The organism is Anoxybacillus tengchongensis (genome assembly GCF_014201585.1).
Taxonomy (GTDB): domain Bacteria; phylum Bacillota; class Bacilli; order Bacillales; family Anoxybacillaceae; genus Anoxybacillus; species Anoxybacillus tengchongensis.
The window spans coordinates 31,291-45,054 of record NZ_JACHES010000007.1; the positions used below are offsets into that span (position 1 = coordinate 31,291).

Here is a 13,764-nt window from a genome sequence, read left to right on the forward strand (position 1 = left end):
AAGGAGTCAATGGAAGATATTTATAAATACAAACTAGCACCAGACTTGGTTATTACTTACGTCAACAGGAAGCCTCAATTGAGGATACCATCGCAACATCGTCGTTTCGAAGTTGACTCGAAAGTCATGAGTGTCGTCTCTGCATTCACAGGGAACCCAGAAGAGACTTTACATAGGCTAGAGAAGACCATCTCCAAAAACACAATACAAGCTATTGTTAATAAGTTGATTGATGTCGGTGTTCTCATTTCCGCAAACGAACAAAAACAATCACAAACCTCAGAAATAGTTATGGAATGGGCAGAGTGGGGAGAATCCACTTGGTTTGTCCATCTTGAAAGCCGTGATGCCAATTATAAGTCGTCCGATGAAGTGGGTGAGGAATTTATGGAATCATCCGAATCACCTCCCCCTACATATAAATGTAACTGTGAAAAATCAAATATCACTTTGCCTAAACCTAGTACCTTATCAAATATGACCATTTCCGATGCTTTAACACTTCGAAGAACCTATCGAAACTTTTTGCCGGAATCAATCAAGCTACAAGAACTTTCCGATCTTCTGTATTATACAGGCGGAATCCTCTTCACAAATTCGACTCGGTTCTTTGGACGGGTTGCAAAGAAGGTCGCTCCTTCGCCTGGAGGTCGGCATGCAACGGAATTATATCCAGTCATAAATAATTGTGAAGGTCTGGAAAGAGGCATTTATCATTATTGTCAAAAACATCACGCCCTGCATCTTCTTTCTAAGATGGATGATGTTAAATCATTTTTGGGTGAAGCATTGTATGGCCAAGACTACTTTCTGGATGCATCCGTTACAGTTTTTTATACAAGTGTTATAGATCGAATTAAATGGAAATACAAAGGCGCACGCATTTATCGACTTATGCATTATGAAACCGCTCACTACGCGCAAAACTTTTTGTTAGCGGGAACAGCACATAATTTAGGCGTTTTCACGACGGCAGCTTTTAAGGAAAGTTTAGTAGAATCAAAACTCGGTATTGACGGAGTACATGAAGTGGCCATGTATGTAACAGGAGCTGGACAAAAAGATGAAATAGGTCCATATGCTCGCGCCGGCATTGAGCTAAGTGAAAACGTACCGGCAGATTTTAAAATTGCCCTGCCAAAAGCTCTTTCTTCTACAGCTGAACAAAAGTTACTAGGGTAAGGTGTAGATGTCATGAAGTTGCTAGTTTCTCAATATTCGAAAATAAAGAAAGTAGTTCATTCACAACCTTGGAGTGCGCCCTTTCTAGGGGCATTGTTTCTAGATTCGTTCGGATCGGGGTTAACCATGCCATTTTTAGTTCTTTTTTTTCTAAAGACGAGTGGTCTTTCGTTGGAGCAAGTAGGTCAAATGCTATCGATTAGTGCATTGGCTGGATTACTGGCCATACCTGTCTGCGGTGTAATCGTGGATCGATTAGGTGCAAAGCCTGCTGCTCTTGCAAGTTTTTGGTTACGAGGAATCGGAACTCTTGGATATTTGATATTCCATAATATTTGGGGATTGACAATCGCAGCGACCATTGTTGTCTGGGGACAGCGGGCATGGCCAGTTGTGAACCAAACGATCATCTCACAACTTGTCTCCAGCGAGAATAGAACGATGTGGTTTGGAAGTTCTCGAAGTTTACGGAATTTGGGGAATTCTTTAGGAATGCTCATAGGTACAGGTATCATAGCAATATTTAATACACCATTTGCTTATGGGACGTTAATATTCATAGATGCATTCAGTTTTCTTATTGCAGCCGTGTTGATTGCAAAAATTCCGTTGCGCAACCAATCAATTATAAAAAAAGAGCCGATTTCCAAAAAGGTTTGGGCTATTCGTTTTTCATACGACTCAAACTTAATGCGTTTTTTGGTAGCAGTTGCTCCGATGACCTTTATGTACGTTGTTTTAGTTTTCGCAATGCCTGCTTTTATAAAGGAGATAAGTCCAGACCTTAGCTGGATTTCTGGTTTGTTATTTACAGTAAACAGCCTTTCCGTTATTGTCCTTCAGGTTCCGCTGTTGTTTTTTACACATCGCTTGAACGATTTGCAAAAAATAATCGTCGGTTCGGTTGTTTTAGGCTTATCTTATATCATTTTCTTAGGAAGTACATTTTTAGCATCTGCACACTTGAACTTTTTTGTTCCACTTCTTTTCGTCGGAATTCTTCTCTTTAGTTGTGGAGAACAACTTTTTTATCCAGCGTCTGCAACAATTGTGGGGGAAATTGGTCCGGCTGAGAAAAGAGGGAAAAGCATTTCGAGTTATCAGCTCCTCTATGGAATCAGTAACGCGATCGGTCCCTTCATTGTAGGATATTTATTAACAAGAAATATTTCCTTCTGTTGGTTGTTTTTTGTGGTGCTTGCTTTTGTTGGCGTATTCCTACAGTGTATGTTATTACCCAATATAATTGAACAATCGCGTTCTCGTGAATCAACAATATTATAGGTATAAAAAATGCTAAAAATAACGAGACGTAAAGCGCGATGAGTGTATTTGAATATTCAAATCCTTTCGAAATTAATTAATTTGATGATTTTGATATCACCCCTTATTATAAACATAAGATGTGAAAATTTTAAAAAAAGGAGTAGCATAAGGTGAGTAAAATCTTAGTATTGTATGATAGCTGGTGTCCAATCTGTATGAGAGTTAAAGAAAATATTCATAAGCTAGATTGGTTTAACCTTATTGAACTAGAGAGTATTAGAGAAGAAAATAATTTAAATATACCTATCACTGACCTTGAAAAAGAAATGTATTGTATAAACTTAGAAACAGGAAAAATCACAAAAGGTATTGACGCAATCGCTTCTATTTCAGCAAGACTTCCGTTGATGATGTTATTTTGGTTACCTTTAAAATTATCAAGCTACTTTGTTTTTGGTCATAAACTCTACAATTATATAGCTAAAACCAGAATAATTATTCCGGTTAATAACTGTGATGGAGACACCTGCAATATAAAATAAAGCAGGAGTCTCTTTTTTTGAAATTTATATATGTAAGAACATCTAAAATTACTGATTTACATATATAATAAGAAAAATCCGAAAACGAACAATATTATTCATGCATGGGAAAACTCTAATATCTACCTGACGAGGCAATTTGGGTTTTTGGTCAAGTCCAAATTATTGTGTAAATTCCCCTTTGATAGAAAACATGGACCGGAGACTGGACGTATGGTAGGTAAGTCCGACAAGTCTCCTGCCGGTCGCCTTCATGTTGTCAAGGAACAGGTGTGTCAAGGAGCTTTCGCGGCATATCCTCGCTTCGCTCCGATATTCCATGTTCTCCTTGGCACAGCGAAGGGTTTATCTGATGTTAGTCTAGATTATAGACACAACGAATAGAGAAATGTACAGTAAATCTATCAATGATGAGGGGTGTCTATAATGACAAGACGTTTTGATAAAGAATTCAAAATACATGCAGTAAAATTAGTTGTCGAGGAAGGAAAGGCGGTCGCTCAAACCGCAAGACAACTCGATATTTCGCCAAAAACTCTTCACAAATGGGTCGCAGATTATAAAAAAGATGATGAGCATAGCTTTGTGGGGAGTGGAAACCTTAAGCCGGAAGATCGTGAAAAGCGTGAACTTCAAAAACGTATTCGGGATCTGGAGGAGGAAAACGCGATCTTAAAAAAGGCCATGAGCATCTTCGCCAAAAACCAGAAGTAATTTATACATTCATTCATACGCATAGAAAGGAGTTTCGCGTGGCGAAGATGTGTGAAGTCTTAGGCGTTTCAAGAAGTGGATACTATGCATGGGTCAAACGACCAGAAAGTCAACAAAAGAAAAGACAGGAAGCATTGAAAAAGCAAATCAAAAAGATTCATATCGAGTCAAGAGAAACGTATGGCAGTCCAAAAATCACAAAAATCCTTCCGAAACAAGGGGTTAAGGTATCTCAAAAAACGGTCGCCAGAATCATGAAAGATGGTGATATTCGTTCAAAAACAAAGAAAAAATATAAGGCAACTACAAACTCGCAGCATCATTTGCCTGTGTATCCTAACTTATTGAATCAGCAGTTTGAAGCAGATGAGCCGAATCAAGTATGGGTGGCGGATATCACGTATATTTGGACGAAAGAAGGATGGCTGTATTTAGCTTCGGTCATGGATTTGTTTTCTCGTAAAATCGTTGGCTGGTGTCTTTCCGAGCGAATGACAAAAGAGTTAGTGATCAAAGCGTTAAACCGAGCCATCGACGAGAGAAAGCCTCAACCAGGTCTGATTCACCATTCGGATCAAGGGAGCCAATATGCATCGAACGAGTATCAAGTCATCTTACGACAGCACGGAATGCAAACCAGCATGAGTCGAAAAGGAAACTGCTATGATAACGCATGTGCGGAATCGTTTCACAGCATCATCAAAAAGGAACTGATTTTTCACGAGACCTTTGCAACAAGGGAAGAGGCCAAACATCGGATTTTTGAATATATTGAGTGTTTTTATAATGCCGAGCGAATTCATTCCGCTAATGAGTACATGTCTCCGATGGCATATGAGAAGATGTATCAGCAAGGCAAAAAGCAGTGAACTCTTCTCTCCACAAAGTCACGATATAAGGGGCATCTTTCCTCTTGAGGAGGGGAAGGGTTTACCAAACCGTTTTCCTTCTCAAGAGGCCACCAAACGAAGTGCGGTAGTAGGGTTTTAAAGTTTTTCTCGATTTTACGTGTCCATTTTCTTGACATAATACCAACATTTATTAAGCCCGCTAAAATATCCGCACCAGATGGTTACTGCTATGGGGGAGACAATCGTGACTTTTCTGCTTCTGCTAGCACTTATCGTACTCGAGTCGATCTCTCGATTTATTGGCAAGATAGGACTTATGGATTTTCAAAATACACAAGCGATTCTATTCGCTATAATAAAAATGATAATGGTACATGTGGTTCAACGGAATTGGCAAGAAAAAATGCTGGGACATCAGGTATAACGGCTGTAAAGGAATGGATTACATCCAGTGAAGCACAATTTCAAATTTCCCATTCTGTTGGATTGCCGTTTCGCATGGATGTCCCACCGAATATTGATTACAGCTATAGTTTAAATATTCAAAAAAGTGGAGTTACTTATATTAATGGTAGTCATGACCAGTATCCTTGGCATGAAATTTATAGATCGGATAATGGTGGAACATGGAAAACTCTGTATCAATTTAATCCTGATGCTGCAGGTACAAATGTCAATTATTTATTTCCTTGGTACCCCAATAAGAAAATCGCAGTGAGTAAGTAATTTTATATTAAAAGGGGATAGTATAAGTGAAAAAATTTTTAATAGGAGTTTTGTTGGCGTTTGTCACGTTTGCCCTTTCGCTCTCATTATTTAGCACTTTTTCTTTCTTTATTGCCATTTTTCCAATTGCAGTACTAGCTGTTCCGTTTATATGTGCAGTAACAGAGGCGCTCATTTCTTTTGTCGATGAAAAATGGGGATTTAAATGGGATTGGGCGGTTGTTTTAGGGATCGCAACGATTACGTCGCTTCCTTTTTATTCTTCTTTTGTTTTTACAGCTCCGATTTATATGGGAGCACTGGGATATTATGTAGGGAGAAGACTATGTGCTCGATTACATTAGAGGCAATGTAGGTGTGTTCGGGATTATTTAATCCATTTTTGCAAGTGATGTGATGTTTGATAGAGAGAATGATAAATGAAAGAAGCATATGAATCGAATTTCATAGAGAGGGAAATGCCCTCTCTATGAAAACAACCGATTTCTCATTTTGAAAAGCTCTCGTTCCGTCATCGTTGTTTTATGAACGGTGAAATCAACGTCAAGTTGGAGGTTGTTGAGACGTTCGTTGAATTGTTTGTAGTGGGAGTCAATTTTTTCGTTTAGTGCGTGGATTTCTTGCTTCATTGCTGTCATTTCACCGCGCATATGATGGATGTCCATCGTTAAAGCTTCCAGTTTCGCATCCGTTTCGTCTTGACGATGGAGAAGAGCATTCATAAGATCGTAGAGCTCTTTTTGTCCATTTTTTAATGCTTGTTGCTCTTCGAGAATGAGCTGTTGCTCTTTGCGGAATGCATTCATTTCCTCCCGCAACGAGTTTATTTCTTCGCGGAATGTTTTCTGCTCTTCACGAATGGCTTGTTGCTCTTCGCGAATAGCCATTTGTTCCTCACGAATGGCTCGTTGTTCTTCACGAATGTCCTGCAACTCTTTTTGAATGTCCGTGACGACGAGTAAAATTTTCTCCAATAATTGCTCGCTCATCTTCTCACCTCCTTTGTACATAACCATATTATAACATCATTCGACAAAAAAAGGAGATAAAAAATCCCCCTATACTTCTACATCAATAAATTGAAACAGTGAAACGTCAAATAAACCTTGGTCGGTTAATTTCAGTTCTGGAATGACCGGCAATGCTAAAAAGGCGAGCGTGATAAATGGGTTGAATTCGTTTGATGCTCCAATGGCGACTAAAGCATCGTGTATGGTTTGTAATTGCTTTAATACTTCTTCATAACTTTTTGCTGTCATGAGCCCGCTGATTTCAAGCGGCAACTCTGCTAAAACGCGTCCAGTTTCGACAACGACAAGTCCACCGTTTATGTGTTGAATATGTTCAATTGCAGTGATGATATCGTCATCGTTCGTTCCAGTAGCGATGATGTTATGCGAGTCATGGGCAATCGATGAAGCAATCGCTCCTTTTTTCAGTTGAAAGCCGTTGACGATGCCAACACCGACACCGAGACCGCGATGACGCTCAACGACAACGAGCTTTAATAAATCTCGCTCGATCGACGGTTGAAAGACGCCATTTTCGACATCCACTTCTGTGATGATTCGTTTCGTATGCAAATGATTCGGAATGATTTGAATGACGTTTGCTTGATTTCCGCGTGTAAACGAAATTTGCACATCTTCTTTTGTTATCTTTTTGGCATGAACCGATTGAGTAATCGCTTTGTCGATCGAAGTTGCTTTCGCCACAGAAAAGGTAGCGCGTCCGTTTTCCGCAACGAGCGCCCCCTTTTTATAGACGTGCGTAATGGAAAACGACGATAAATCTTCGACAAGCAAAAAGTCAGCGTCGTATCCAGGGGCGATGGCGCCTTTTGTATATAGGCGATAACATTCTGCTGCATTTAATGTCGCCATTTGAATGGCTGTTATCGGTTCGATGCCTGATTGAATCGCTAGACGAATATGATGATCAATACTTCCTTCATTGACAAGTTCGTCAATATGTTTATCGTCTGTGCAAAATAAAAAGCGGCGTGCGTTATACGTATTGATAGCTGGAAGGAGTTTGTTTAAATCTTTTGCGACCGACCCTTCCCGAATTAAAACGTACATGCCACGTTGAACACGAGTGAGCGCTTCGTCTACGGTAACACATTCATGGTCAGTATGGACATTTGCGCTTCGGTACACGTTCACGGCTGTCTCATCAAGACCAGCTAAATGGCCGTCAATTAGTTTGCCTGCGGCATAGGCTGCGGAAAGTTTTGCGAGCATTTGTTGTTTTCCTTGTAGCAGAGACGGATAGTCCATCACTTCTGCAAGTCCAAGCACGCGCGGATGAGAAAAAAGCGGTGCTAAATGTTCGGCGTGCAATGTCGCACCAGCATGTTCAAAAGTGGTTGCAGGCACGCATGATGGCAGCATGACATATACATCAAGCGGAATGTCATTGGAGTCGTTTAGCATAAATTCAATGCCTTTTGTCCCCGAGACGTTCGCAATTTCGTGCGGATCAGTAATAACGGTGGTGACGCCGTGCGGAACGACGACACGAGCAAATTCGCTTGGGGTGACCATCGACGATTCGATATGAACGTGTCCGTCAATAAGTCCAGGACATACGTACTTTCCTTTTGCGTCAATGACGGTTTGCCCGTCATATGTACCGATACCAACAATTTTGCCATCGGCAATGGCAATGTCCGCTTGGACAATTTCATGTGTAAAGACGTTGATAATTTTTCCGTTTTTTACGACAACATCGGCTAATTGTTGTTTTGAAGCTACAGCAAGTCGTTTCATAGATGTTCCTCCTCTCCAACTCGATACGAGGAGCAATCCTCGTAGTCAAACGATTTACGGTCGTTTGGTAGAAACTTTCGGACCATATTTCCGAAATTATACGAGTTGTTTTTTTAAAAATTTTTTTCATTCTACAACGTTCATCGTTTTTTCGTCAATGAATGATTTTTTCTGTAAGTAAAATGAATGGCAAATGTTGCTTCACTGCGCGAAAGTTTGGTATCATCATAGTATTGTGAAAGGTCGACAATATCGGAGGTGAAAGACATGTCACGAATTTCAATCGATCAAGTGAAACATGTGGCGCATTTAGCACGTTTAGCGATTACAGAAGAAGAAGCAGCGATGTTTGCGAAACAACTAGATGCGATTATTACGTTTGCGGAGCAGTTAAATGAGTTAGATACTGAAAATGTTCCACCAACGTCACATGTATTAAATATGAAAAATGTGATGCGGGAAGATGTACCGACAGCTGGACTTCCGCTAGAAGACGTATTGAAAAACGCACCAGACCATCAAGATGGACAATTTCGTGTCCCAGCGATTTTAGAGTAAGGAGGGAAGAATATGTCATTGTTTGACTACCGCATATCTGAGTTACACAGTTTATTACATAAAAAAGAAATTTCTGTTTCGGATTTAGTGGATGAATCGTTTAAGCGCATTCATGACGTAGAAGAAAAAGTACAAGCATTTTTAACGTTAAACGAAGAACAAGCGCGCGCGAAAGCAAAAGAGTTAGATGACAAATTAGCTACGGAGAAAGAATTTGGTTTGCTTTTCGGCATGCCAATCGGCATTAAAGATAACATTGTGACGAAAGGGCTACGCACAACGTGTGCCAGCAAAATTTTGTACAACTTCGACCCGATTTACGATGCAACGGTTGTAGAGCGTTTAAACGAAGCTGACGCAGTGACGATCGGAAAATTAAATATGGACGAGTTTGCGATGGGATCATCGACAGAAAACTCCGGCTTTCAACTCACGCGCAACCCGTGGGATTTAGAACGCGTGCCAGGTGGTTCAAGCGGTGGTTCAGCAGCAGCAGTGGCGGCAGGAGAAGTGCCATTTGCGCTTGGATCAGACACAGGCGGTTCGATTCGTCAACCAGCAGCGTTTTGCGGCGTCGTTGGTTTAAAACCGACGTACGGTCGCGTATCTCGCTATGGGCTTGTTGCGTTTGCGTCTTCGCTTGACCAAATCGGTCCAATTACACGCACGGTGGAAGATAACGCATATTTACTACAAGTCATCTCTGGTTTAGATCCAATGGATTCGACATCAGCAAATGTCGATGTACCAGATTATGTTTCTGCCTTAACAGGTGACATTCAGGGTTTAAAAATTGCGGTGCCGAAAGAATATTTAGGCGAAGGTGTATCAGAAGAAGTTCGCCGATCTGTTCTTCAAGCGCTAAAAGTGTTAGAAAGCCTCGGCGCAACGTGGGAAGAAGTATCACTCCCTCATTCAAAATATGCGCTAGCAACATACTACTTATTAGCGTCTTCCGAAGCATCGGCAAACCTTGCTCGTTTTGACGGTGTGCGTTACGGCTATCGGACAGATAATGCGAAAAATTTAATGGAGATGTACAAGCAAACGCGTAGCGAAGGATTCGGTAATGAAGTGAAACGCCGCATCATGCTTGGAACGTTTGCATTAAGTTCAGGCTACTATGATGCGTACTACAAAAAAGCGCAAAAAGTGCGGACGCTCATTAAACAAGACTTTGAAAACGTCTTTGAGAAATACGACGTCATTATCGGGCCAACAACGCCAACGCCAGCGTTTAAAATTGGTGAAAAAACGAGCGACCCGTTAACGATGTACGCAAACGACATTTTAACGATTCCAGTGAACCTTGCCGGTGTTCCAGGTATTTCGATTCCGTGCGGATTTGTCAATGGCTTGCCTGTAGGACTTCAAATTATCGGCAAACATTTCGATGAAAGCACCATTTATCGCGTTGCTCATGCGTTCGAGCAAGCAACAGACTATCATAAACAAAAACCAACGTTGTAAGGGGGGAATAAGTGATGAATTTTGAAATCGTCATCGGACTTGAAGTGCACGTCGAGCTGAAAACGAAATCGAAAATTTTCTCAAGCAGTCCAAACGCATTCGGAGCGCCCCCAAACACACAAACGAGCGTCATTGATTTAGGGTACCCGGGCGTTCTTCCGGTGTTAAATAAACAAGCGGTCGAATATGCTATGAAAGCAGCGATGGCGTTAAACTGCGAAATCGCCACAGAAACGAAATTTGACCGAAAAAACTATTTTTATCCGGACAACCCGAAAGCGTACCAAATTTCACAGTACGACCAACCGATTGGACGAAACGGTTGGATTGAAATTGAAGTGAATGGTAAAAAGAAAAAAATCGGCATTACGCGCATTCATTTAGAAGAAGATGCAGGGAAACTGACGCATACAGGTGATGGCTATTCGTTAGTCGATTTCAACCGTCAAGGGACACCGCTCATTGAAATTGTCTCTGAGCCAGATATTCGCTCGCCAGAAGAGGCGTATGCGTATTTAGAAAAATTAAAGTCGATCATTCAATATACAGGTGTATCCGATTGTAAAATGGAAGAAGGCTCGCTTCGTTGTGATGCGAACATTTCCCTTCGTCCAATTGGCTCAGACAAATTTGGAACGAAAACAGAATTGAAAAACTTAAACTCATTTAACTTCGTTCGCCAAGGATTAGAATACGAAGCGAAGCGCCAAGAGAAAATTTTATTGTCTGGCGGCGTCATCCAGCAAGAAACACGCCGTTTCGACGAAGCGACGAAAACAACCATTTTAATGCGCACGAAAGAAGGTTCAGAAGACTATCGTTACTTCCCAGAACCAGATTTAGTGATGCTTTATATTGACGATGAGTGGAAAGAACGCGTACGTGCGTCCATTCCAGAACTTCCGGATGCGCGGAAAAAGCGATATGTCGAAGAGCTTGGTTTGCCAGAGTATGATGCGAAAGTATTAACGCTTACAAAAGAAATGGCAGACTTTTTTGAGGCGACGGTTGCAAATGGTGCGGATCCAAAGCTTGCTTCAAACTGGCTCATGGTCGAAGTATCTGCTTATTTAAACGCAGAACAAAAAGAATTACATGACATTGCGTTAACGCCAGAAAGTCTTGCAGGCATGATTAAACTCATTCAAAACGGCACGATTTCGTCAAAAATTGCGAAGAAAATTTTTAAAGAGCTTGTTGAAAAAGGTGGCGATCCAGAGCAAATCGTCAAACAACAAGGGCTTGTGCAAATTTCTGACGAAGCAACGTTGCGCAAAATTGTGTTAGAAGTGCTCGACGCGAATCCACAATCGATCGAAGACTTCAAAAACGGAAAAGACCGTGCGATCGGATTTTTAGTCGGTCAAATTATGAAAGCAACAAAAGGACAAGCCAACCCGCCGCTTGTCAATAAGCTATTGCTTGAAGAAATTAATAAACGATAAAAACAAAGCGGCATTGCCATCGGACAATGCCGCTTTATTTTTATAGGTGTACAAGCTTTTGTAAAGTGCTTTCTACTTTAAATACACGATGGTTTAATACTTGGATGCTTGATTCGTGGTCGGTGAGGGCAGGGAGTACTTTTTCTTCTAGTATGTTTGTTAAGCGGGTGATGTTTCCTTGCATGTTGTGGACATCGAGCGCGAGTGCATCGTATTTTGCGGCGAGCGCCTCTTGACCGTGACGAACCGCTTCACAAATCGCTTTCGTTTCGAGTGTTCGTTCGTCAAGTAACTGTATTTTCTCATCTAGCGCTTGCACTTTCCCATCTAGCGCTTGTACTTTTCCATCTAGTGCTTGTACTTTCCCATCTAGTGCTTGTACTTTCCCATCTAGCGTTTGAACTTTCTCGTCCAGTGCTTGTACTTGTTGGCGTAAGGAAGATACTTCTTTTTCAATAGCTTCCACCCTTTTCTCGACTGCTTCCACTCGTTTTTCCAGCAATTCGACTTTTTCTCGGGTTGCTTTTACTTCATGAAGAATTTCGTATAGCAGCTGTTCCACCATTCCATTCACCTCCTTTTCGTTTCCATTTTACACGAATCGACAGCGGATGACTAGCGAACATGTTCGTGTTTTAAGCAAGCTTCTTATAGGTGAGCACATTTTCCCAACGACGTTTTAGTAGAGAATGGCTGGCGAATCGATTACAATGATAGTAGATGAAGGATAGAAGGGGAGCAAAAGATGGATACGTCATGGCTAAAGCCAATTACGGAGGCAAAATATTTAGTAGTTGATAACGCATATCGGTATCGTGCGATTTTGCGTTATTTTTATACACAGCACGAGCGAATGCGGCAATATTTGTTTCCAGAAGAAGTGTATGCTTTTTTAAAACAATTCGATGAATTTCAAGATTATACAGAAGAAGAGCTGCAACAAGACCTAGAGCAGCTCGTCAAATGGAAAAACTTAATCGCTAGACAAGAAACGGGTCATATTCGGACGATTGAAGAATTTAAAAAGAAACGGTTTCGCTATCAATGCAGCCCATATACGGTCGAAATCGAACGAATGATTCGCACGCTTGAGCAGCTAGGGGAGACGTTTGGCGGCTCGCTCGAAAAAACGCGGTTTGACCGCTTGTATGCGTCGCTTGTCCGAATGGAATCGATTATCCACGATGGATTTGCCGAAAAAAGGGAAGAAATGAATCAAGTGTGGGAAGAAACGTTTGATTATTTTAAAAAAATCATCCAAAATTCTGCCGACTATATTGCCTATTTAAACGGAGAAAACATGGAAGAACGGATGATGTCTGATTCATTTCTCGTCTATAAAGAACAGTTTACCGCTTATTTGCGCGATTTTATCGTCGCATTGCAAAAAACGTCGATGCAAATTGAAAAACTGCTCGAAGACTTGCCAGAGGACGGTGTTCGCCGTTTTATTGAGGAAGTGGTCGCTTACCAGCTTGCCATTCCACGCTTTGAAGGGGCGATTCTTTCGCGTGAACAGCTAGTAGAAGAGAAATTAGACACGTGGCGCAGTTTAAGCGAATGGTTTTTAGGACGAAACGGGCATGAAAGCGAACTGTCGTTTTTACAAAAGCAGACAAACGAAGCGATTCGGCGAATGACGCGCGTCGTTCAGCGCTTAGGGGAACGCCATCACCACTTCCGCAGCCGAAAAAAAGATTACTTGCATTTAGCGAAATGGTTTTCTTCATTAGAAACGATAGAAGAAGCGCATAAATTATCGGCGGTTGTGTTCGGCTGTTTTCATACAAAGCACATCGTCGCCGAAAACGATGCAACGGAAAATATGTACCGCGATATTTGGGAGGAACAGCCGGCAGAATGGCTCGTAAAACCGCGCGTTCGCCACTACCGAGAAAAGAAAAAGCCAGAAGCAATGATTGATCGGCGAAAAGAAAAAGAGGAAACGATGACCGCCTACTTAGCAGCGAAGCAAAAAGAAGAAGAAGAGCTCACACAGCTTATAAACGACGGAAAAATTGTACTTCAGGAGCTTCCGGTCGTTGCTTCGCATATTCGCAAAACGTTGCTCGGGTGGATTGCGAAAGCGATGGGGCGAGAAGACCGGATGGTGCAAACGGAAAACGGATGGAAAGTGAAAGTAGTCCAACGCGAAGGAACGATTATACTGAAAGCAGAAGATGGCACACTCATGATGCCAAATTACGAAATCCATTTGCTAGATTAGGAGAAGAGAAAG

13 protein-coding genes and 1 riboswitch are annotated in these 13,764 nt (G+C 41.4%); of the genes, 10 read left to right on the forward strand and 3 right to left on the reverse strand.

What is annotated here, in order from left to right; translation table 11 throughout:
• Window positions 1-9 precede the first annotated feature (9 nt).
• The 6 genes from HNQ82_RS08840 to HNQ82_RS08865 all read left to right on the forward strand — a co-directional run bounded on the left by HNQ82_RS08840 (window position 10) and on the right by HNQ82_RS08865 (window position 5,625).
• A complete protein-coding gene (locus HNQ82_RS08840; RefSeq protein WP_183248940.1) occupies window positions 10-1,182 on the forward strand; it encodes a SagB/ThcOx family dehydrogenase in 1,173 nt (390 codons plus the stop codon).
• A gap of 12 nt (window positions 1,183-1,194) precedes the next feature.
• Entirely contained in the window at window positions 1,195-2,466 is a 1,272-nt protein-coding gene (locus tag HNQ82_RS08845; protein ID WP_021096032.1) for an MFS transporter, read from the forward strand.
• Window positions 2,467-2,618: 152 nt separating this feature from the next.
• Window positions 2,619-2,990, forward strand: coding sequence for a thiol-disulfide oxidoreductase DCC family protein (locus tag HNQ82_RS08850; RefSeq protein WP_021096031.1), 372 nt, complete (start codon window positions 2,619-2,621; stop codon window positions 2,988-2,990).
• A gap of 426 nt (window positions 2,991-3,416) precedes the next feature.
• A protein-coding gene (locus HNQ82_RS08855; protein WP_281380809.1) for an IS3 family transposase occupies window positions 3,417-4,573 on the forward strand; the annotation gives its coding sequence in 2 pieces (ribosomal slippage) (window positions 3,417-3,672 and window positions 3,672-4,573; 1,158 coding nt in all).
• Between the two features lie 186 nt (window positions 4,574-4,759).
• A complete protein-coding gene (locus HNQ82_RS08860; RefSeq protein WP_343053477.1) occupies window positions 4,760-5,281 on the forward strand; it encodes a DUF3238 domain-containing protein in 522 nt (173 codons plus the stop codon).
• Window positions 5,282-5,307: 26 nt separating this feature from the next.
• Entirely contained in the window at window positions 5,308-5,625 is a 318-nt protein-coding gene (locus tag HNQ82_RS08865; protein WP_171335084.1) for a hypothetical protein, read from the forward strand.
• Window positions 5,626-5,748: 123 nt separating this feature from the next.
• Here the strand turns inward: HNQ82_RS08865 and HNQ82_RS08870 are convergent, their stop codons facing one another.
• Together HNQ82_RS08870 and ade are read right to left on the reverse strand one after the other, a co-directional pair.
• On the reverse strand, window positions 5,749-6,297 hold the full coding sequence (locus HNQ82_RS08870) for a hypothetical protein (protein ID WP_183248943.1): 549 nt from the start codon (window positions 6,295-6,297) through the stop codon (window positions 5,749-5,751).
• Window positions 6,298-6,339: 42 nt separating this feature from the next.
• On the reverse strand, window positions 6,340-8,052 hold the full coding sequence (gene ade, locus HNQ82_RS08875; protein WP_183248945.1) for an adenine deaminase: 1,713 nt from the start codon (window positions 8,050-8,052) through the stop codon (window positions 6,340-6,342).
• Between the two features lie 22 nt (window positions 8,053-8,074).
• Window positions 8,075-8,176: riboswitch (purine riboswitch) on the reverse strand.
• A 143-nt stretch (window positions 8,177-8,319) separates the two neighbouring features.
• Between ade and gatC the strand changes: the two genes are divergently transcribed.
• From gatC to gatB, 3 genes are read left to right on the forward strand one after another with little or no spacing between them, the layout of a single operon-like run.
• Entirely contained in the window at window positions 8,320-8,610 is a 291-nt protein-coding gene (gene gatC / locus HNQ82_RS08880; RefSeq protein WP_183242883.1) for an Asp-tRNA(Asn)/Glu-tRNA(Gln) amidotransferase subunit GatC, read from the forward strand.
• A 12-nt stretch (window positions 8,611-8,622) separates the two neighbouring features.
• On the forward strand, window positions 8,623-10,080 hold the full coding sequence (gene gatA, locus HNQ82_RS08885; RefSeq protein ID WP_183248947.1) for an Asp-tRNA(Asn)/Glu-tRNA(Gln) amidotransferase subunit GatA: 1,458 nt from the start codon (window positions 8,623-8,625) through the stop codon (window positions 10,078-10,080).
• A gap of 14 nt (window positions 10,081-10,094) precedes the next feature.
• A complete protein-coding gene (gene gatB / locus HNQ82_RS08890; protein ID WP_183242881.1) occupies window positions 10,095-11,525 on the forward strand; it encodes an Asp-tRNA(Asn)/Glu-tRNA(Gln) amidotransferase subunit GatB in 1,431 nt (476 codons plus the stop codon).
• A gap of 40 nt (window positions 11,526-11,565) precedes the next feature.
• Here the strand turns inward: gatB and HNQ82_RS08895 are convergent, their stop codons facing one another.
• Complete coding sequence (locus tag HNQ82_RS08895; RefSeq protein WP_183248949.1) at window positions 11,566-12,090, reverse strand: BLOC-1 subunit 2 family protein; 525 nt, start codon at window positions 12,088-12,090, stop codon at window positions 11,566-11,568.
• Between the two features lie 180 nt (window positions 12,091-12,270).
• On the opposite strand from HNQ82_RS08895, the gene HNQ82_RS08900 reads away from it, so the two are divergent.
• On the forward strand, window positions 12,271-13,752 hold the full coding sequence (locus tag HNQ82_RS08900; protein WP_183248951.1) for a TIGR02677 family protein: 1,482 nt from the start codon (window positions 12,271-12,273) through the stop codon (window positions 13,750-13,752).
• The last annotated feature ends 12 nt before the right edge of the window (window positions 13,753-13,764 follow it).

What these genes read in the sequence shown, in the direction of transcription:
- HNQ82_RS08840 (WP_183248940.1), top strand. Translation starts at nt 10, where the DNA reads ATGGAAGATATTTATAAATACAAACTAGCACCAGACTTGGTTATTACT.
- HNQ82_RS08845 (WP_021096032.1), top strand. Translation starts at nt 1,195, where the DNA reads ATGAAGTTGCTAGTTTCTCAATATTCGAAAATAAAGAAAGTAGTTCAT.
- HNQ82_RS08870 (WP_183248943.1), bottom strand. Translation starts at nt 6,297, where the DNA reads ATGGTTATGTACAAAGGAGGTGAGAAGATGAGCGAGCAATTATTGGAG.
- ade (WP_183248945.1), bottom strand. Translation starts at nt 8,052, where the DNA reads ATGAAACGACTTGCTGTAGCTTCAAAACAACAATTAGCCGATGTTGTC.
- gatC (WP_183242883.1), top strand. Translation starts at nt 8,320, where the DNA reads ATGTCACGAATTTCAATCGATCAAGTGAAACATGTGGCGCATTTAGCA.
- gatA (WP_183248947.1), top strand. Translation starts at nt 8,623, where the DNA reads ATGTCATTGTTTGACTACCGCATATCTGAGTTACACAGTTTATTACAT.
- gatB (WP_183242881.1), top strand. Translation starts at nt 10,095, where the DNA reads ATGAATTTTGAAATCGTCATCGGACTTGAAGTGCACGTCGAGCTGAAA.
- HNQ82_RS08895 (WP_183248949.1), bottom strand. Translation starts at nt 12,090, where the DNA reads ATGGTGGAACAGCTGCTATACGAAATTCTTCATGAAGTAAAAGCAACC.
- HNQ82_RS08900 (WP_183248951.1), top strand. Translation starts at nt 12,271, where the DNA reads ATGGATACGTCATGGCTAAAGCCAATTACGGAGGCAAAATATTTAGTA.